The following is a 17,946-nucleotide window of genomic DNA, read 5'->3' as shown; positions in this document are numbered from 1 at the left end:
CCGTTCCCGGCCGCCCCGCTACGCTTGCTGCACCCCAGAGAACCAGCGGAGCCCCATCGTGACCTCGTCCAGCACCCGGCCGGCCAACCCCATTGACGTGGAGAACGTCCGCACACGCGTCAACGCCGCGCTCGCCGCGTTCATGGACGGCCAGTCCGCGCTGCTCGGCAAGATCTCGCCCCAGCTGGTGCCCGCCTCCGACGCGCTGCGCGACTTCCTGCTGGACGGCGGCAAGCGGCTGCGCCCGGCCTTCTGCTACTGGGGCTGGCGCGCCGCCGGCGGCCCGGCCACGCCCCCCGGGGGCGACGGGATCGCCAACGCGGCCGCCGCCCTGGAACTGCTCCAGGCGAGTGCCCTGGTGCACGACGACCTGATGGACCGCAGCGACACCCGCCGCGGCCTGCCCTCGATCCACCGCCGCTTCGAGGCGCTGCACCGCGACAGCGGCTGGCGCGGCGACCGCGAGCAGTACGGCGCCTCGGCCGCGGTGCTGCTCGGCGACCTGCTGCTGATCTGGTGCGACGAGCTGTTCCTGCGCTCGGGCCTGGAGCCGGCCGCCGTCCTGGCCGCCAAGCCGGTGTTCGACCTGATGCGCACCGAGGTCATGCTCGGCCAGTACCTGGACGTGCTGGAGCCGGTGGCCGGCGACTCGACGGACGACGGCGCGCTGGACCGCGCCCGGACGGTGCTGCACTACAAGTCCGCGAAGTACACCATCGAGCGCCCGCTGCAGGTCGGCGCGCTGCTGGCCGGGGCCGGACCGGAGCTGGTGGACGCCCTCGGGGCGTTCGGGCTGCCGCTGGGCGAGGCCTTCCAGCTGCGGGACGACCTGCTCGGCGTGTTCGGGGACCCCGCGGTCACCGGCAAGCCGGCCGGGGACGACCTGCGCGAGGGCAAGCGGACGCTGCTGGTCGCGCACGCGATGCGCGGCCTGCCCGCCGCGGACGCCCGGCACCTGGACGAGCGGCTCGGCGCGCCGGACCTGGCGCCCGAGGAGGTCGCCGGGCTGCGCGAGCTGGTCGCCCGCAGCGGCGCGCCCGAGCTGGTGGAGGGCCGGATCGAGGAGCTGATGCGGCAGTCGCTGGCCGCCCTGGCGGCGGCCCCGCTGGTGGACGAGCGGGCCCGCGGGGTCCTGCTGGCGCTGGCCGAGGCCGCCACCGTCCGCAAGTACTGAGGACGGCGGCGGCCAGGGATCAGCTGGACCGCACGCGGCGGGACAGCTCGGCGGCGGCCGCCCGCGGATCCTCCGCGGCGGTGATGGCCCGGACCACGACGATCCGGCGGGCACCGGCGGCCAGCACCTCGTCCAGGTTGCCGAGGTCGATCCCGCCGATGGCGAACCACGGCCGGTCGGTGGCCTGCTTCGCCGCGTACGAGACCAGGCCGAGGCCCGGTGCCGGGCGGCCCGGCTTGGTCGGGGTCGGCCAGACCGGGCCGGTGCAGAAGTAGTCCACCCCGGGCTCGGCGATCGCCGCGTCCACCTCGGACTCGGCGTGGCAGGACCGGCCGATCAGCACGTCCTCGCCGAGGATCGCCCGGGCGGCCGGCACCGGCAGGTCGTCCTGGCCGAGGTGCAGCACGTCCGGCCGGGCCGCGTGCGCGACGTCGGCGCGGTCGTTGACGGCCAGCAGCTTGCCGTGGCGGCGGCAGGCGTCGGCGAAGACCTCCAGGGCCTCCAGCTCCTGCTTGGCCTCCAGGCCCTTGTCGCGCAGCTGGACGATGTCCACCCCGCCCGCGAGCGCCGCGTCGAGGAACTCGGCGAGGTCGCCCTGCTCCCGGCGGGCGTCGGTGCACAGGTAGAGGCGCGCGTCCGAGAGGCGGGCGCGCAGCGTGTCCGCGGCCATCAGATCAGCATCGCCTGGGCACGGCGCTTGACCTCGGTGCCGCGGTTCTCCCTCAGTGCCTGGATCGGGCTGCCGGGCAGCGACGGGTCCTCGGTGAAGAGCCACTCCAGGATCTCCAGGTCGTCGTACCCGCAGTCGCGCAGCACGGTCAGGGTGCCGGACAGGTGCTTGACCAGCCCGGGGCCGTCGATGAACGCCGCAGGGACCTGCAGCGACTTGTTCGGGCCCCGGCGGACGGCGATCAGCCCGCCGCTGCGGACCAGGTCACGCACCTCGGTGACCCGCACCCCCCACTGCTCCGAGATGTCGGGGAGGTACATCCACTCGGGGACCAGGTCTTCAATCTTGCTTTCGATCTCGCTCACGTCACCAGACTGCCACCTCGGCGGCCCGTCGCGCACCAGCCGCTACCCGGCGACCGCCGACTTCAGGGGCACCGCCGGGTCCGCCGCGCGGGCCGGGTCCAGCGCCGTGCCGCGCTCGATCAGCTTCCGCCCCTGGGTGAGGTCGCGCGGCCGGTCCACGGTCAGCAGCGCGCTCGGCACGCCGCCCCGCAGCCACAGCACCGCCCAGGAGTCGTCCTGCGGGCCGCCGCGCCACAGCACCTCGTCGCCCTCGGCGTGCCGGCCCGCGTACTGGACCATCCGCCCGAACTGCTCCGACCAGAAGTACGGCACCGGGTCGTACGGCGGTGCGTCCGCGCCGAGGACGGCGGCGGCCACCGCCTCGCCGGACTGCAGCGCGTGGTCCCAGTGCTGGACGGCCAACCGGGCCCCGGCCCGGGCCGAGGGGTAGCTGACGCAGTCGCCGGCCGCGAAGACCCCGGGCAGGCCGGTGCGCAGCCGTGCGTCCACCACGACGGCGCCGGAGCCGTCCAGCTCGACGCCGGAGCCGGCCAGCCACTCCGTCGCGGGCCGGGCCCCGATGCCGACCACCACCTCGTCGGCGGGCAGGTGCGAGCCGTCCGCCAGCAGCACCGCGCCGGGCTCGACGGCGGCCACGCCGACCCCGCAGCGCAGGTCGACGCCGGCCTCGGTGTACCAGGCGGCCATCGCCGAGCCGATCACGGTCGGCAGCGCGCCGGGCAGCGGCGCCGGGCCCGCCTCGACCACGGTCACCTCGCAGCCCGCCGCACGGGCCGCGGTGGACACCTCGGCGCCGATCCAGCCCGCGCCGACCAGCACCAGCCGCAGACCGGGGCGCAGCAGCGCGCGCAGCGCCAGCGCGTCGTCCAGGGTGTGCAGCAGGTGCGCCCGCTCGGCACCGGGCAGGGCCCGCGGGACGGCGCCGGTGGCGATCACCAGCGAGCCGTACGGGAGGTCGCCGCCGTCCGTGTGCAGCACGCCGGGGGTGAGGCCGGTGGCCCGGACGCCGGTGCGGACCTCGATGCCGAGGTGCGCGTAGTCGATGTCCAGGGCGGTGCTGTCGCTCTTGCCGAGCAGCACGTCCTTGGAGAGCGGCGGCCGGTCGTACGGCGCGTGCGGCTCCTCGCCGACCAGCGTGATCCGCCCCCGCCACCCGCCCTGCCGCAGCTTCAGGGCGCACTGCGCCCCGGCCAGCCCGGCTCCGACGACGACCACCTGATCCGTTCCGCTCAGCTCTGCCACGCCCGTCACTGTACTCAGCACCACGCGGCGGCCCGGGGGCCGTCCCACCCTTCGTACGGCCCTTCGGCCGCCCCCGGCCCCGGCGTTATGGTGGGGGCACCATCACGGGAGCCCGGCGAACCGGGCTGAGAGGCGGGCTGGCACGGCCTGCGACCGTCCGAACCTGATCCGGGTCATACCGGCGAAGGGAGAAGAGCAGCTTTGACACGCATGCCATCGGACGTCCGCGCCGACGTCCTGGTGATCGGCGGGGGCATCATCGGCCTCGCCGTCGCCTGGCGGGCGGCGCAGCGCGGGCTGCGGACCGTCGTGGTCGACCCCTCCCCCGGCGGCGGGGCGGGCCTGGTCGCGGCCGGGATGCTCGCCCCGGTCACCGAGCTCCAGTACGGCGAGGAGCCGTTGCTGCGGCTCGGCATGGCCTCCAACGAGCGGTACGCGGCCTTCGCCGCCGAGCTCACCGAGGCGAGCGGCGGCCAGGACACCGGCTACCGGCGCTGCGGCACGATCGCCGTGGCGCTGGACTCCGACGACCGCGAGGAGCTGCGCGAACTGCACGCCTTCCACCAGCGGCTCGGCCTGGACTCGACGTGGCTGACCGGCCGGGAGGCCCGCAGGCTGGAGCCGATGCTCGCCCCCGGTGTGCGCGGCGGCCTGCACGTCGCGGACGACCACCAGGTGGACGGCCGGCGGATGCTCGCCGCCCTGCTGCTGGCCGGGGAGCGGGCGGGCGTCGTCGTCCGGCCCGCCGCAGCGGTGGAGCTGCTGGTCGAGGGCGGCCGCGCGGTCGGCGCCCGGCTGAGCACCGACGAGACCGTGACCGCCGACCAGGTCGTCCTCGCCGCCGGCCCGCACAGCCACCGGCTGGCCGGTCTGCCCGAGGGCGTGCTGCCCGCGATCCGCCCGGTGAAGGGGCAGGTGCTGCGCCTGCGCGTCCCCGACGCCTTCCGGCCGTTCCTCTCCCGCAACGTCCGCGCCGTGGTGCGCGGCCGGCACGTCTACCTGGTGCCGCGGGAGAACGGCGAGCTGGTGATCGGGGCGACCACCGAGGAGCAGGGCTACGACACCACCGTCACCGCCGGAGGGGTGTACGAACTCCTGCGCGACGCGCACGAGTTGGTCCCGGGGATCACCGAACTCCCGCTGGCGGAGACCTCGGCCGGGCTGCGTCCCGGCTCGCCCGACAACGCACCGCTGCTCGGCCCGACCGCCCTTCCCGGGCTGATCGCCGCCACCGGCCACTACCGCAACGGCGTGCTGCTCACCCCGGTGACCGCCGACCTGCTCTCCGAGTACCTGGCCACCGGCGAACTCCCGGAGTCGGCAAGGCCGTTCACCCCCACCCGGTTCTCCCCCGACCGCTCCACCACGAAGGCCCAGGCATGACCGAGACCGCACCGACCGGATCCGCACCGGCCGAGACCGCACCCGCGACGACCGCGACCGCGACCGCACCCACCGAGCCCGCGCCGCGCGGATCCGCGCCCGCCGGGACGGCGCCGACCGGGATCGTCCTGACCGTCAACGGCACGCCCCGCGAGCTGCCCGCCACGACCACCCTCGCCGAGCTGGTGGCCACCGTGAGCCGGGCCAACACCGGCGTCGCCGCCGCCCTCAACGAGGCCGTGGTGCCCCGCAGTTCGTGGTCCGAGACGCCGCTGAGCGCGGGCGACCGGATCGAGATCCTCACCGCCGTGCAGGGAGGCTGAGATGGCCGACGACCTGCTCACCATCGCCGGGACGACCTTCTCCTCCCGGCTGATCATGGGCACCGGCGGCGCGCCGAGCCTGGAGGTCCTGGAGCGCGCGCTGCTCGCCTCCGGCACCGAGCTGACCACCGTCGCGATGCGCCGGGTCGACGCCTCCACCCAGGGCTCCGTCCTGGACGTGCTGACCCGCAACGGCATCCGCGTGCTGCCCAACACGGCCGGCTGCTTCACCGCCGGTGAGGCCGTGCTGACGGCCCGGCTGGCCCGCGAGGCGCTCGGCACCGACTGGGTGAAGCTGGAGGTGATCGCCGACGAGCGGACCCTCCTGCCGGACCCGATCGAGCTGCTGGACGCCGCCGAGACCCTCGTCGACGACGGCTTCACGGTGCTGCCGTACACCAACGACGACCCGGTGCTGGCCCGCAAGTTGGAGGACGTGGGCTGCGCCGCCATCATGCCGCTGGGCTCGCCGATCGGCTCCGGCCTCGGCATCCGCAACCCGCACAACTTCCAGCTGATCGTGGAGAGCGCGGGTGTCCCGGTGATCCTGGACGCGGGCGCCGGCACCGCCTCCGACGTCGCGCTGGCCATGGAACTGGGCTGCGCCGCGGTGATGCTGGCCTCCGCGGTGACCAGGGCTCAGGAGCCGGTGCTGATGGCCGAGGCGATGCGGCACGCCGCCGAGGCGGGCCGGCTCGCCCACCGCGCCGGCCGCATCCCGCGCCGCTTCCACGCCGAGGCCTCCTCCGCGATGGCCGGCCGCGCCGACCTGGACACCCGGGAACGGCCGGCGTTCTGAACGGCCGGCGCCCCGGGCGGGCGGCGTGTCACAAGCCGGGCACAGCCGGGCCCTGAGGCGGTGTCCCCAGGGTCCGGCCGCCCGGCCCGGCACTAGACTCGCCGGGTGGACATGGCACTGCACGACCCCCTGATCGGCACCCTGCTCGACAACCGGTACCGGGTCGAGCAGCGCATCGCCACCGGCGGGATGTCCACCGTCTACAAGGGCACCGACACCCGGCTGGACCGGGTGGTCGCCCTCAAGGTGATGCACCCGGCGCTCGCCGGCGACGAGGGCTTCACCGCCCGCTTCATCCGCGAGGCCAAGGCGGTCGCCAAGCTCACCCACCCCAACGTGGTCAACGTCTTCGACCAGGGCGCGGACGGCGGAAACGTTTTCCTCGCCATGGAGTACGTCCCCGGCCGCACCCTGCGCGACCTGCTGCGCGACCGCGGCGCGCTCTCCGTCCGGGCCGCCCTGGACGTCCTGGAGCCGGTGCTCGCCGCCCTGGGCGCCGCCCACCGGGCCGGACTGGTCCACCGCGACGTCAAGCCGGAGAACGTGCTGATCACCGAGGGCGGCCTGGTCAAGGTCGCCGACTTCGGCCTGGTCCGGGTGCTCGGCACCGCCGACGGCGCGCCCACCTCGGCCGACACCGCCACCGGCGGCACGGTCCTGGGCACCGTCTCCTACCTGGCCCCCGAGCAGATCCTCCCGGACGCCCCCACCGACCAGCGGGTCGACGTCTACGCGGCCGGCATCCTGCTGTACGAGATGCTGACCGGCCGCCGCCCGCACACCGGCGACAACCCCGTCCAGGTCATGTACAAGCACCTGCACGAGGACGTCCCCGCCCCGTCCCTGGTCGCCCCCGCGGTCGGCCCCGAGCTGGACGCCATAGTGGCCGCCGCCTGCGCCCGGGCCGCCGACGGCCGCCCGTACGACGCGGTCGAGCTGCTCGCCGCGCTCCAGCGGGCCCGCCGCACCCTCACCCCGGCCGAGCTGGACGCCGAGCCGCCGGCCTCCACCCGGCCCAGTCCGCGCTACCCGACCAGCGAGCCGACCTCGGTGATCGAGCCGCTGCCGCAGCCCGCCGACGCCCCGCCGACGGAACGCACCAGCGTGCTGGACGTGCCGCCGGAGCTGATGGACCAGCTGCTCACCGAGCCGCGCCCGTACGACGAGCCCGCCCCGGTGCGCGAGCGCCGGCCCGGCGTGCTGCGCCGGATCCCCCGCAAGGCGGTGATCTGGGCCGCCGCGCTGACCGCGCTGGTGCTGGCGGTCGGCGGCGCCACCTACGGGCTGTCCGAGGGCTTGTACGGCGCGGTGCCCGGAGTGCTCGGCAAGGACCGGGCCGAGGCGCAGCGGATCCTGGACAAGGAGGGCCTGCACGGCAGGTTCGTCGAGGCGTTCAGCGAGTCCGTCCCCTCCGGGCAGGTGATCTCCACCGACCCTGGGGTGGGGGCGCGCGCCCGCCGCAGCGACAGCATCACCGTCACCGTCTCCAAGGGCCCCAAGCGGATCGCGGTGCCGGACGTCGTCGGCAGGAGCGCCGCCGACGCCGCGGCGGCCCTGGCCGGCGCCCAGCTGTCCAGGGGCAGTGTGACCGAGACGTACGACGACACCGTGCCGGAGGGCTCGGTGATCAGCAGCTCGCCGGCGGCCGGGCAGCAGCTGCAGGAGAACGCCGCCGTCTCGCTGGTGGTCAGCAAGGGCATGGTGCCGGTCCCGAACGTCACCGGGCTGACCAAGGACGAGGCGCAGAAGGCGCTGCAGGCGGCGGGCTTCACGATGCAGACCACCGGCTGGGACGTGTTCGGCGCGGTCAAGGTCAACGGCCAGTCCCCGGCGGCCGGCGAGCGGCGCCCGCAGCACAGCCCGGTGACGGTCAGGTTCTCGCTCTTCTAGCCGCCCCCGGCCGCTTCCGGCTCCCGGCGGTCCGCCGCGGCCTCCGGGCGGCTCGCCGCGGCCCCGCCGGACGGGCTCAGCGCAGCGGGCCCTCGCCCGGCTCCTCCTGGTAGGAGTACCGCTGCTCGCGCCAGGGGTCGGCGAGGTTGTGGTAGCCGCGCTCCTCCCAGAAGCCGCGCCGGTCGGCCCGCATGTACTCCACCGCGCGGACCCACTTGGGGCCCTTCCAGGCGTACAGCTGCGGGACGACCAGCCGGACCGGGAAGCCGTGCTCGGCGGTCAGCGCCTCGCCGTTGCGGTGGGTGGCGAGCAGGGTGCGCGGGTCGGCGAAGTCGGCCAGCCGGAGGTTGGCGCTGTAGCCGTACTCCGCCCAGACCATCACGTGGGTGACGCCGGGGGCCGGGGGCACCAGGTCGAGCACCGCGGCCGCCGACACGCCGGTCCACTCGTTGCCGAGCACCGAGAACTTGGTCACGCAGTGCAGGTCCGCGACGACGGTGGTGCGCGGCAGGGCGTTGAAGGCCTCGAAGTCCCAGCTGTGCTTCTCCGCCGACGCGGTGGCGCCGAACACCTGGAGGTCCCAGGTCAGCGGCTTGAAGCGGGGTACCGGGCCGTAGTGCAGGGCGGGCCAGCCGCGTTGCACGCGCTGGCCCGGGGGGAGCCTCGGGTCAGACGGCTGCAGCGGTTCGTGTTTGGACTGACCCATGGATCCATGGTGACAGACGGCGGACGAGCCCCGGCGCGCGCCCCTTTGTGAGGATTCACGCCCCGCCCGTACGGGCCAACGGTCGGCCGCCCGCCCACCCACTTCGCCCAAATCGGATATTCCGACACATGTCCTAGTGAGTGTGAACTTACTGGAATTTCCTCCCGCCACGGTGCCAGGATTCCCAGCGCAGGACCCACCCCAGGACGGGACCCACCCCAGGACCAGCGCAGGAGGCACCGCCATGCAGGGCGATCCCGAGGTCATCGAGTTCCTCAACGAGCAGCTCACCGCCGAGCTGACCGCGATCAACCAGTACTTCCTGCACGCCAAGATGCAGGAGAACTTCGGCTGGACGAAGCTCGCCAAGTACACCCGGCACGAGTCCTTCGACGAGATGAAGCACGCCGAGACGCTCACCGACCGGATCCTGTTCCTGGAGGGGCTGCCCAACTACCAGCGGCTGTTCCACGTCCGGATCGGCCAGACGGTCCAGGAGATGTTCGAGGCCGACCGCCAGGTCGAGGTCGAGGCGATCGACCGGCTCAAGCGCGGGATCGTGGTGATGCGGGCCAAGAACGACGTCACCTCGGCGAACATCTTCGAGGACATCCTGGCGGACGAGGAGCACCACATCGACTACCTCGACACCCAGCTGGAACTGCTGGCGAAGCTCGGCGAGCCGCTCTACCTCGCCCAGCTGATCGAGCAGCCGGAATCCTGAGGCCTCAGGCCGCGCGCAGCGGGAGCACCGGGGCGATCGGGCCGGAGGCGGGCGCCGGCGCGGCGGGCGCGGGCTGCGGCTGCGCGGACTGCGGGTCGGCGAGGCCGAGCTTGGCGGCCAGCCGGGCGGTCGGGCAGGGCCGGGCGCCGTGCTCGCCGAGCAGCGCCTGGATCCGGCGCACGCAGGATCCGCAGTCGGTGCCGGCCTTGCAGCCCTTCGCTATCTGGCGGGGGGAGCTGGCACCCCCGTCGATCGCCTTCTTCACCTGGTCCTCGGTGACCGCATGGCACATGCACACGTACATCGCGGTCTCTCCCGGGGTGAAGCGTCGAGTGGATCTTGACTAAGGCTTGCCTTAGCTCACTAAGCCTCACCTTACCCGGCGATCCGGGTACGAAAAAGCCCCTCCGGGCTCGGGAACCCCGAAACCGGAGGGGCTTTCGTCACATCCGGCCCGGGGGCCGGCCGTGCGCGGGGATCACTGCCCCCGGTACATCTCCGCCACCAGGAACGCCAGGTCCAGCGACTGGCTGCGGTTGAGCCGCGGGTCGCAGGCCGTCTCGTAGCGCTGGTGCAGGTCGTCCACCATGACCTCGTCGCCGCCGCCGACGCACTCGGTGACGTCGTCGCCGGTCAGCTCCACGTGGATGCCGCCCGGGTGGGTGCCGAGCGCGCGGTGCACCTCGAAGAAGCCCTTGACCTCGTCCAGGACGTCGTCGAAGCTGCGGGTCTTGTGGCCGCTGGAGGCCTCGAAGGTGTTGCCGTGCATCGGGTCGCAGATCCACACCGGCTTGGCGCCGGAGGCGGTGACCTTCTCGACCAGGGTGGGCAGGTGCTCGCGGATCTTGCCCGCGCCCATCCGGGTGATGAAGGTCAGGCGGCCGGGCTCGCGCTCCGGGTCCAGCTTCTCGATCAGGGCGAGCGCCTCGTCCACCGAGGTGGTCGGGCCGAGCTTCACGCCGATCGGGTTGCGGATCTTCGAGGCGAACTCGATGTGCGCGTGGTCCAGCTGCCGGGTGCGCTCGCCGACCCACACCATGTGGCCGGAGACGTCGTACAGCTCGCCGGTGCGCGAGTCCACGCGGGTCAGCGCGGTCTCGTAGTCGAGGACGAGCGCCTCGTGCGAGGAGAAGAACTCGACGGTCTTGAACTCCTCCGGCGCGACACCGCAGGCGTTCATGAACGCCAGGGCGTTGTCGATCTCCCGGGCCAGCTGCTCGTAGCGCTGGCCGGCCGGCGAGTTGCGGACGAAGTCCTGGTTCCAGGCGTGCACCTGGCGCAGGTCGGCGTACCCACCGGTGGTGAACGCGCGCACCAGGTTGAGCGTCGCGGCGGACGCGTTGTACATCCGCTTCAGGCGCTCCGGGTCCGGGATGCGGGACTCGGGGGTGAACTCGAAGCCGTTCACCGAGTCGCCCCGGTAGACCGGCAGGGTCACGCCGTCGCGGGTCTCGGTCGACTTGGAACGCGGCTTGGAGTACTGGCCCGCGATCCGGCCGACCTTCACCACCGGCACCGAGGCCGCGTACGTCAGCACGGCGGCCATCTGCAGCAGCGTCTTCAGCTTGTTGCGGATGTGCTCCGCCGAGACACCGTCGAAGGCCTCGGCGCAGTCACCACCCTGGAGGAGGAAGGCCTCCCCGCGCGCCACGGCTCCGAGCCGGGCGCGCAGCTGGTCGCACTCGCCGGCGAAGACGAGCGGCGGATAGGCGGCGAGCTCGGCAAGGGTCTTGCGCAGAGCCTCTTGGTCCGGCCATTCAGGCTGCTGCGCCGCGGGCAGGGACTGCCAGGAGTGGGCAGCCCTCGAAGTGTCAGTCGTAGCGGTCACACGGCCAAGGCTACGGGGTGACACGAGCGATTCGTGACCATTGCCCGAGGGGTGAGACACATCTCGGACAAAGGCGTGAGCTCGCTCACCCGTCCTGCCGAATCCGCTACGCTCGACCCATGCACGCGCCGCACAACCACTCCTGGTGGTGGGCCTCCCCCAAGGGTGGCCCACCGATCGCGCGTTCCTAGACGAACACGACGGCCGCCCCTCGGGGCGGCCGTCGGCGTCTGAGCAGACGGCCCTCCGGGAGCGGAACCAGCACCGCCCTCGCCATCCACCCGGAAGGAAGCCGTACCGTGACCACCGCCACCGACCTGCTCACCCGTCTCACCGCCCCCGGCGCCCCCGCCTTCGCCGTGCTGCACCGCCGCACCCCCCGCCTCGCCCCGGACACCGTCGAGGTGCTGCTGGGCACCGTCGGCAGCTACGAGCACCTCGCCGACCTCCCGGTGCCCGACGGCGTCCCGGCCGGCGGCTCCCCGGTGCACGACCTGCTCGCGCTCGTCCCGTACCGGCAGATCCGCGAGCGCGGTTTCGAGGCGCACGACGACGGCACCCCCTTGCAGGCCCTCGCGGTCACCGAGCAGCACGTTCTCCCGTTGGCCGAATTCACCTCCGCCCTACCGCAGTTGCCGGTGACACTTGCCGGTGGCGCGTTCGACGTGGACGACGATTCGTACGCCTCGATCGTCCGCCGGGTGATCGAGGAGGAGATCGGCAACGGCGAGGGCGCCAACTTCGTGATCCGGCGCGACTTCCACGCCGTCCTGGAGGACTTCGGGCCGGAGCTCGCGCTCACACTGTTCCGGCGGCTGCTGGAGCAGGAGCGCGGCGCCTACTGGACCTTCCTGGTGCACACCGGCGACCGCGTCCTGGTCGGCGCCTCCCCCGAGGTGCACGTCCGGCAGAGCGGCGGCACCGTCGTGATGAATCCGATCTCCGGCACCTACCGCTATCCGGCGGGCGGCTCCGACATCGACTCGCTGCTCCAGTTCCTGCACGACCCGAAGGAGTTGGAGGAGCTCACCATGGTCGTGGACGAGGAGCTCAAGATGATGTGCACGGTCGGCGACCTCGGCGGCCAGGTGCTCGGGCCCCGGCTCAAGGAGATGGCCCACCTCGCCCACACCGAGTACGAGCTGCGCGGGCGCACCTCGCTGGACGTCCGCGAGGTGCTCCGCGAGACGATGTTCGCCGCCACCGTCACCGGCAGCCCGGTCGAGAACGCCACCCGGGTCATCCGGCGCTACGAGCCCTCCGGGCGCGGCTACTACTCCGGTGCGCTCGCCCTGATCGGACGTTCCGCCAGCGGCGGGCAGCTGCTGGACTCGCCGATCTGCATCCGCACCGCCGACATCGACCCGGCCACCGGCCGGCTGGTCGTCCGGGTCGGCGCCACCCTGGTGCGCCACTCCGTCCCGGAGTCCGAGGTCGCCGAGACCCACGCCAAGGCCGCCGGGGTGCTCACCGCGATCGGCGCCCGGCCGGCACCCGCCCGGCTGCCCCACCCCACCGGCCCCCGGCTCGCCGACGACCACCGGGTGCAGGCCGCGCTGGGCGCCCGCCGGGCCGGCCTCGCGCCGTTCTGGCTGCGGATGCAGACGCCGGCCCAGGTCACCGAGACCGAGCAGACCCTGGTCGTGGACGGCGAGGACACCTTCACCTCGATGCTCTCCCACCTGCTCGGCTCGCTCGGCCACCGGGTGACGGTCGTCCGCTACGACACGCCGGAGCTGCGCGCACTGGTCGCGGCGCACCGCGGCCCGCTGGTCCTCGGCCCCGGCCCCGGCGACCCGGCCCTCGCCGACGACCCCAAGATGGCGGTGCTGCGGCCGATCGTCGCGGACGCGCTGGCCGCCGCCCGCGCCGGCACCCGGCCGGCGCCGCTGCTCGCGGTCTGCCTCAGCCACCAGCTGCTCTCCGCCGAGCTCGGACTGGCGCTCGGCCGCAAGGCCGTCCCGTACCAGGGGGCGCAGGAGAGCATCGACCTGTTCGGCACCAAGCGGACGGTCGGGTTCTACAACACCTTCACCGCGCGCTGCACGGAGGCCGACGCGGCCGGGCTCGCCGCCGAGGGCATCGAGGTCTCCCGGGACGCCACCACCGGCGACGTCCACGCCCTGCGCGGGCCCGGCTTCGCCGGCCTCCAGTTCCACCCCGAGTCGGTGCTCACCCGCGAGGGCGTGGACATCGTGGCGGGCCTGCTGCGCGAGGCCGCGGTCGCGCAGCGCTGAGGAGTCGACCGGTCCCGGGCGGGCGCACCCGCCCGGGGCCGGTCAGATCTCGTCGTCCAGGCCCTGCTCGATCGCGTACCGGACCAGCTCCACCCGGTTGTGCAACTGCAGCTTCCCCAGCGTGTTCTGCACGTGGTTCTGCACCGTGCGGTGCGACAGCACCAGCCGGTCGGCGATCTGGCGGTACGACAGGCCCTTGGCCACCAGCCGCAGCACCTCGGTCTCCCGGGTGGTCAGCCGCGGGGCGGCCGGCGACGACGCCGGGGCCGGCTCGGCCGCCAGCCGGCGGAACTCGCCGAGCACCAGGCCGGCCAAGCCCGGGGTGAACACCGCGTCGCCGACCGCCGTGCGGCGCACCGCCTCCAGCAGCTCGTCACGCCCGGCGGACTTCACCAGGTACCCGGTCGCGCCGGACTTCACCGCCTCCAGCACGTCCTGGTGCTCCCCGCTGGCCGACAGCACCAGCACCCGCACCGCCGGGTCCTGCGCGACCACCTGGCGGCACACCTCGGCGCCGGGCAGCCCGGGCAGGTTGAGGTCCAGCACGACGACCTGCGGCGAGCAGGCGCGGGCGCGGCGGACGGCCTCCTCGCCGTCGCCGGCCGTGGCCACCACGTCCAGCCCGGCCTCGGCGAGGTCGCGCGAGACGGCGTCCCGCCACATCGGGTGATCGTCCACCACCATCACCCGCACCGGCCGGTCGGTGGTCGGCTGATCCGTCATCAGCTGGTCGGTCATGGAGTGGCCTTCCTCGGGACGCGCAGTTCGACCTCGACGCCCTCCCCGGGCGCCGAGTACAGCTCGGCCGAGCCGCCGAGGTCCAGCAGCCGGCCGCGGATGGACTGGGAGACCCCGAGCCGCCCGGCCCGCTCCGCCTCGCCGAGCCGGCCGGGGGCGAACCCGGGGCCGTCGTCGCGGATGCTGACCGTGACCGCCTCCGGCTCGTCCTCGACCAGGATCCAGGCCCGGGCCTCCTCGCCGGCGTGCCGGCGGACGTTGTCGACGGCCGCACCGACCGCCGCGGCGAGCTCGCCCGCCGCCGGGGCGGGCAGCAGCACCGGGGTGCCGGGGGCGGAGAGCGTGATCCGCTCGTCGGCGTACGGGCGCAGCAGCGCGGTGAGGTCGCGCGGCTCGGCGGCGTCGGGCTGCTGCGGCCCGCGCTGGGCCGGGATCGGGCCGCCGGTCATCAGCGTCCGCAGCGCGCGTTCCTGCTCGCCGGCCAGGCGGCCCAGCTCCGCGAAGTCCGCGCCGCCGCCGGTGCCGCCGTCCGTCCCCCCGCCCAGCTCGGCGCCGCGCCGCTGGACCAGCGCCAGCACCTGCAGCACGCCGTCGTGGATGTCCCGGGAGAGCCGCTCGCGCTCCCGGGTGGCCGCCTCGACCTGGAGCGCGCGGGTGAGCGTGGCCTCGCTGGCCCGGGCCAGCTCGATCACGTAGCCGATCGCGCACCCGGCGACCATCAGCAGCACGATGTTGTGGATGTTGTCGCCGGTCGGCCCGCCGTGGCCCAGGATGTTGGCGACCCCGATCACCGAGCCCGCGGCCGCGGCCGGGCGCCAGCCGCCCTTCGCGGCGCAGCCGAGTACCGTACCGGCGGCCCAGATGGTGGGCAGGGTGGGCGCGCCGTGGCTGATCCGGGCCGGGGCGTCGGTCAGGCCGCTCATCACGATGCCGGTCACGGCGAGGACGAGGTCGACGCCCAGGACGTACCAGGTGCAGCGCTGCGGATTGGCGAAGGCCCGGGTGGTGGCGAGGGTCCAGAGGGTGAGCGCGCCGAGGAAGATCCAGCCGGCGACGGGGTGCAGGAAGTGCAGGTACGAGTTGAAGTACCGCAGCAGCGCGTAGCACAGGGCCAGCACCCGGAAGTAGGAGATGGCCCGCCACAGCGGGAGTTCGACGGACATGCCGCCGGCCGCCACCGTGCCGCCCACCTCGCCGGCTCTGCCGCCGTCCGTCATCCGCCCCTCCCCCGGGCCCGGCCGGGCCGTCAGGCCGAGCCGGTGTCCTTGTCCGCCTCGGCGGCCTTCTCGGCCTCCGCGGCCTTCTCCGCCTTCTCGGCCTCGGCGGCCTCCGCCTTCTCCGCCTTGGCGGCGGCGCGGCGCTCGGCGTCGGCCTTCTTCTTGTCGTCGGCGATCTGCCGCTTGGCAGCGGTCGCGTAGATGTCCACGTACTCCTGGCCGGAGAGCCGCATGATCTCGTACATCACCTCGTCCGTCACCGAACGGAGGATGAAGCGGTCGTTCTCCATGCCGTGGTAGCGGGAGAAGTCCAGCGGGCGGCCGATCCGGATGCCGGGGCGGATGCCGAAGTTCGGGACCACCTGGCCGGGCGGCTGCACCTTCTCGGTGTCGATCATGGCGACCGGGATCACCGGGGCACCGGTGGCCAGCGCGACGCGGGCCAGACCGCCGACCTTGCCGCGGTACAGCTTGCCGTCGGGCGAGCGGGTGCCCTCGGGGTAGACGCCGAACAGCTCGCCGCGGTCCAGCACCGCGATGGCGCTGCGGATCGCGGCCTCGCCGGCGCCGCGCACGCCCGAGCGGTCCACCGGCAGCTGGCCGACGCCCTTGAAGAAGGCGGCGGTCAGCCGGCCCTTGAGGCCCGGGGTGTTGAAGTACTCGGCCTTCGCAATGAAGGTGACCCGGCGCTTGATCAGCGCGGGGAAGAAGAACGAGTCCGAGAAGGACAGGTGGTTGCTCGCAATGATCGCCGCACCCTCGGTGGGGATGTTCTCCTCACCCTCGATCCACGGCCGGAAGAAGATCCGAAGCAGTGGCGCGACGATCATCTTCATCAGTCGGTAGAACAACCCGGGCCTCCTGTTATGCGGACCGGTCGATCCTAATGCCCCGCGACCCCCCGCTGTGCCCGGCCCCGCCGAAGTGGCCTGCGCCCGGCCTCCGGCGGGGGTGTACGACCCGGCGCGGGGCGTGGGACGATGCGGATTCCAGCAGCTTCCCGTCCAGCGTCCCTCCCCCAGCGCCACCCGCCCGCGAAGGAGTCCGCCATGTCGTTGCTGCCCGGTGCCGAACCGTACCGCCACCACGGCGGACCGGTGGGGGTCCTGCTCTGTCACGGCTTCACCGGGTCGCCGCAGTCGCTGCGACCGTGGGCCGAGGAGCTGGCCGCGGCCGGGTTCACCGTCTCGCTGCCGCTGCTGCCCGGCCACGGCACCCGCTGGCAGGACATGCAGCTCACCCGCTGGGAGGACTGGTACGCCGAGGTCGAGCGCGAGCTGCTGACGCTGGCCGACGAGTGCGAGCGGGTCTTCGTCTTCGGGCTGTCGATGGGCGGGGCGCTGTCGCTGCGGCTCGCCGCGCTGCACGGTCCGACGGTGTCCGGCCTGGTGCTGGTCAACCCGTCGGTGCGCTCGGACACCCCCGCGAGTGTGCTGCTTCCGGTGCTGCGCCACCTGGTGCCGAGCCTGCCCGGGATCGCCGACGACATCGCCAAGGACGGCGTGACCGAGTTCGGCTACGACCGGACCCCGCTGCACGCCGCCTGGTCGCTGAGCCGGCTGTGGCAGGAGGTCCAGCGCCGGCTGCCGGAGGTGACCCAGCCGGTGCTGCTCTTCCACAGCCCGCAGGACCACGTGGTCTCTCCGGCCAACTCGGAACTGGTGCTGGCCCGGATATCCTCGACCGACGTGACGGAGCGGCTGTGCGAGCGCAGCTTCCACGTCGCGACGCTGGACCACGACGCGGCGGAAATATTCGCGGCCAGCCAGGACTTCATCCGACGGCTGGCCCCCGCGCACGCGGCGGGCGCAACCCGGGTCGAATCGGATGATCACCATGGCTGAAGGGCCGGAAGTGCACGAGAGCAGCACGGCGGGCGGCGGGGACGAGGCTCCCCGCGAGGACGGCGCGACGAAGGACGGCGGCACGAGGGACAGCGGCACGAGGGACGGCGCCACCGGCGACGGCGGCACCGACGACGGCACCCTGGGCGGTGCGCCGGCGGAGCACACCGGCGCGGACGGGGCCGTGACGCCCGCTTCCGCGTCGGCGTCCGCAGCCGGGAAGGACGCCGCCGAGGACACCGCGGGGGCGGAGGCCCCCGCCGAGCCCCGGCCGCGCCGTGCGCCCGAGCGCAGCCAGGCCGAGCAGGACGAGATCTTCGCCGCCCTGATCGCCCAGTTCGACGACCCGGTCGACCTCAACAACCCCAACTGGCCCGAGGTCGAGAACCTCCGCGCGCAGAACGAGCTCAAGGGCGGCTACAAGGACGGCAGCGCCGGCCGGGAGGACCTGTCCGACCTCGCCCCGCAGCCCCGCCCCCGCTCCGGCCGACCGGTGATGCCGGCCTCCGGCGCCGGCCCGCGCGACTTCGAGCTGGACGAGGAGACCGACGAGGACCACTACGTCCCGCCGGAGCCCCCGCCGCTGCCCGCCGCCGACGTGACCGCCAAGTTCGCCTGGCTCGCCGTGCTCGGCGGCCCCGCCCTGCTGCTGGTCGACGCGGTGGTCTGGCGCGAGATCTCCGGCTGGCCCGCCTGGGTCGGGATCACCTCCTTCCTCGGCGGCTTCGTCACCCTGGTGGCCCGGATGCGGGACCGCGACGAGGACGAGCCGGAGGATCCGGACCACGGCGCGGTCGTCTAGCGTC

At 73.9% G+C, this 17,946-nt stretch carries 18 protein-coding genes and 1 riboswitch; of the genes, 9 read left to right on the top strand and 9 right to left on the bottom strand.

The features are described from left to right. Window positions 1–58: 58 nt before the first annotated feature. Entirely contained in the window at window positions 59–1,174 is a 1,116-nt protein-coding gene (locus ACIRST_RS13640) for a polyprenyl synthetase family protein (protein ID WP_402802399.1), read from the top strand. A 19-nt stretch (window positions 1,175–1,193) separates the two neighbouring features. Here ACIRST_RS13640 and thiE read toward each other — a convergent pair whose 3' ends face one another. From thiE to ACIRST_RS13625, 3 genes are read right to left on the bottom strand one after another with little or no spacing between them, the layout of a single operon-like run. Next, window positions 1,194–1,844: a thiamine phosphate synthase gene (gene thiE / locus ACIRST_RS13635; RefSeq protein ID WP_402802398.1), complete on the bottom strand. Its 651-nt coding sequence runs from the start codon at window positions 1,842–1,844 to the stop codon at window positions 1,194–1,196. Continuing rightward, the gene (locus tag ACIRST_RS13630; RefSeq protein WP_350522513.1) at window positions 1,844–2,209 is read right to left on the bottom strand and encodes an Rv2175c family DNA-binding protein; all 366 of its coding nucleotides are present in this window, start codon (window positions 2,207–2,209) and stop codon (window positions 1,844–1,846) included. The genes thiE and ACIRST_RS13630 overlap by 1 nt, the downstream gene beginning before the upstream one ends. Window positions 2,210–2,251: 42 nt before the next feature. Next, window positions 2,252–3,460: an FAD-dependent oxidoreductase gene (locus ACIRST_RS13625; RefSeq protein ID WP_350522514.1), complete on the bottom strand. Its 1,209-nt coding sequence runs from the start codon at window positions 3,458–3,460 to the stop codon at window positions 2,252–2,254. An 85-nt stretch (window positions 3,461–3,545) separates the two neighbouring features. Beyond that, window positions 3,546–3,658, top strand: a riboswitch (TPP riboswitch). 3 nt (window positions 3,659–3,661) lie between these two features. On the opposite strand from ACIRST_RS13625, the gene thiO reads away from it, so the two are divergent. The 4 genes from thiO to pknB all read left to right on the top strand — a co-directional run bounded on the left by thiO (window position 3,662) and on the right by pknB (window position 7,846). Beyond that, complete coding sequence (gene thiO, locus ACIRST_RS13620) at window positions 3,662–4,834, top strand: glycine oxidase ThiO (RefSeq protein ID WP_350522515.1); 1,173 nt, start codon at window positions 3,662–3,664, stop codon at window positions 4,832–4,834. Continuing rightward, complete coding sequence (thiS, locus tag ACIRST_RS13615; protein WP_350522516.1) at window positions 4,831–5,157, top strand: sulfur carrier protein ThiS; 327 nt, start codon at window positions 4,831–4,833, stop codon at window positions 5,155–5,157. The genes thiO and thiS overlap by 4 nt, the downstream gene beginning before the upstream one ends. Before the next feature lies 1 nt (window position 5,158). Then, window positions 5,159–5,956 carry a thiazole synthase gene (locus ACIRST_RS13610; RefSeq protein WP_350522517.1) on the top strand — a complete coding sequence of 266 codons (798 nt, stop codon included), beginning with the start codon at window positions 5,159–5,161 and terminating at the stop codon, window positions 5,954–5,956. A gap of 111 nt (window positions 5,957–6,067) precedes the next feature. Continuing rightward, on the top strand, window positions 6,068–7,846 hold the full coding sequence (gene pknB, locus ACIRST_RS13605; protein ID WP_350522606.1) for a Stk1 family PASTA domain-containing Ser/Thr kinase: 1,779 nt from the start codon (window positions 6,068–6,070) through the stop codon (window positions 7,844–7,846). 76 nt (window positions 7,847–7,922) lie between these two features. Here pknB and ACIRST_RS13600 read toward each other — a convergent pair whose 3' ends face one another. Then, complete coding sequence (locus ACIRST_RS13600; protein WP_350522518.1) at window positions 7,923–8,552, bottom strand: sulfite oxidase-like oxidoreductase; 630 nt, start codon at window positions 8,550–8,552, stop codon at window positions 7,923–7,925. Between the two features lie 244 nt (window positions 8,553–8,796). Between ACIRST_RS13600 and bfr the strand changes: the two genes are divergently transcribed. Beyond that, window positions 8,797–9,276 (top strand): bacterioferritin, encoded by a 480-nt coding sequence (bfr, locus tag ACIRST_RS13595; RefSeq protein ID WP_097238253.1) that lies wholly within the window; start codon window positions 8,797–8,799, stop codon window positions 9,274–9,276. 4 nt (window positions 9,277–9,280) lie between these two features. Here the strand turns inward: bfr and ACIRST_RS13590 are convergent, their stop codons facing one another. Further along, window positions 9,281–9,580 carry a bacterioferritin-associated ferredoxin gene (locus ACIRST_RS13590; protein ID WP_402802397.1) on the bottom strand — a complete coding sequence of 100 codons (300 nt, stop codon included), beginning with the start codon at window positions 9,578–9,580 and terminating at the stop codon, window positions 9,281–9,283. Window positions 9,581–9,754: 174 nt separating this feature from the next. Further along, a complete protein-coding gene (locus tag ACIRST_RS13585; protein WP_350522520.1) occupies window positions 9,755–11,104 on the bottom strand; it encodes a class II 3-deoxy-7-phosphoheptulonate synthase in 1,350 nt (449 codons plus the stop codon). 299 nt (window positions 11,105–11,403) lie between these two features. On the opposite strand from ACIRST_RS13585, the gene ACIRST_RS13580 reads away from it, so the two are divergent. Beyond that, window positions 11,404–13,341, top strand: a complete 1,938-nt coding sequence (locus tag ACIRST_RS13580; RefSeq protein ID WP_402802396.1) for an anthranilate synthase family protein — start codon at window positions 11,404–11,406, stop codon at window positions 13,339–13,341. A 42-nt stretch (window positions 13,342–13,383) separates the two neighbouring features. Here the strand turns inward: ACIRST_RS13580 and ACIRST_RS13575 are convergent, their stop codons facing one another. The 3 genes from ACIRST_RS13575 to ACIRST_RS13565 are packed head-to-tail and all read right to left on the bottom strand — an operon-like array spanning window position 13,384 to window position 16,147. Beyond that, window positions 13,384–14,079 carry a response regulator gene (locus ACIRST_RS13575; RefSeq protein ID WP_402802395.1) on the bottom strand — a complete coding sequence of 232 codons (696 nt, stop codon included), beginning with the start codon at window positions 14,077–14,079 and terminating at the stop codon, window positions 13,384–13,386. Beyond that, window positions 14,076–15,296, bottom strand: coding sequence for a MacS family sensor histidine kinase (gene macS / locus ACIRST_RS13570; RefSeq protein WP_350522523.1), 1,221 nt, complete (start codon window positions 15,294–15,296; stop codon window positions 14,076–14,078). Before macS ends, ACIRST_RS13575 begins: the two co-directional genes overlap by 4 nt. A 29-nt stretch (window positions 15,297–15,325) precedes the next feature. Then, on the bottom strand, window positions 15,326–16,147 hold the full coding sequence (locus ACIRST_RS13565) for a lysophospholipid acyltransferase family protein (RefSeq protein ID WP_350522524.1): 822 nt from the start codon (window positions 16,145–16,147) through the stop codon (window positions 15,326–15,328). Window positions 16,148–16,345: 198 nt separating this feature from the next. Here ACIRST_RS13565 and ACIRST_RS13560 point away from each other — a divergent pair, with 198 nt between their 5' ends. Continuing rightward, window positions 16,346–17,140, top strand: coding sequence for an alpha/beta hydrolase (locus ACIRST_RS13560; RefSeq protein ID WP_402802392.1), 795 nt, complete (start codon window positions 16,346–16,348; stop codon window positions 17,138–17,140). After that, on the top strand, window positions 17,133–17,942 hold the full coding sequence (locus ACIRST_RS13555; RefSeq protein WP_402802391.1) for a hypothetical protein: 810 nt from the start codon (window positions 17,133–17,135) through the stop codon (window positions 17,940–17,942). Before ACIRST_RS13560 ends, ACIRST_RS13555 begins: the two co-directional genes overlap by 8 nt. The last annotated feature ends 4 nt before the right edge of the window (window positions 17,943–17,946 follow it).

The sequence above is a fragment of the Kitasatospora sp. NPDC101447 genome (assembly GCF_044767225.1).
Classification (GTDB): Bacteria; Actinomycetota; Actinomycetes; order Streptomycetales; family Streptomycetaceae; genus Kitasatospora.
The sequence above is the reverse complement of the archived record's forward strand: the minus strand, read 5'-3'. Positions and strand labels throughout refer to the sequence as shown.

Bases quoted from the DNA above. Each gene is read 5' to 3' on its own strand.
- ACIRST_RS13590 (WP_402802397.1), bottom strand. From the start codon at position 9,580: ATGTACGTGTGCATGTGCCATGCGGTCACCGAGGACCAGGTGAAGAAG.
- ACIRST_RS13560 (WP_402802392.1), top strand. From the start codon at position 16,346: ATGTCGTTGCTGCCCGGTGCCGAACCGTACCGCCACCACGGCGGACCG.
- thiO (WP_350522515.1), top strand. From the start codon at position 3,662: ATGCCATCGGACGTCCGCGCCGACGTCCTGGTGATCGGCGGGGGCATC.
- pknB (WP_350522606.1), top strand. From the start codon at position 6,068: ATGGCACTGCACGACCCCCTGATCGGCACCCTGCTCGACAACCGGTAC.
- thiE (WP_402802398.1), bottom strand. From the start codon at position 1,844: ATGGCCGCGGACACGCTGCGCGCCCGCCTCTCGGACGCGCGCCTCTAC.
- ACIRST_RS13575 (WP_402802395.1), bottom strand. From the start codon at position 14,079: ATGACCGACCAGCTGATGACGGATCAGCCGACCACCGACCGGCCGGTG.
- ACIRST_RS13555 (WP_402802391.1), top strand. From the start codon at position 17,133: ATGGCTGAAGGGCCGGAAGTGCACGAGAGCAGCACGGCGGGCGGCGGG.
- bfr (WP_097238253.1), top strand. From the start codon at position 8,797: ATGCAGGGCGATCCCGAGGTCATCGAGTTCCTCAACGAGCAGCTCACC.
- thiS (WP_350522516.1), top strand. From the start codon at position 4,831: ATGACCGAGACCGCACCGACCGGATCCGCACCGGCCGAGACCGCACCC.
- macS (WP_350522523.1), bottom strand. From the start codon at position 15,296: ATGACGGACGGCGGCAGAGCCGGCGAGGTGGGCGGCACGGTGGCGGCC.
- ACIRST_RS13600 (WP_350522518.1), bottom strand. From the start codon at position 8,552: ATGGGTCAGTCCAAACACGAACCGCTGCAGCCGTCTGACCCGAGGCTC.
- ACIRST_RS13610 (WP_350522517.1), top strand. From the start codon at position 5,159: ATGGCCGACGACCTGCTCACCATCGCCGGGACGACCTTCTCCTCCCGG.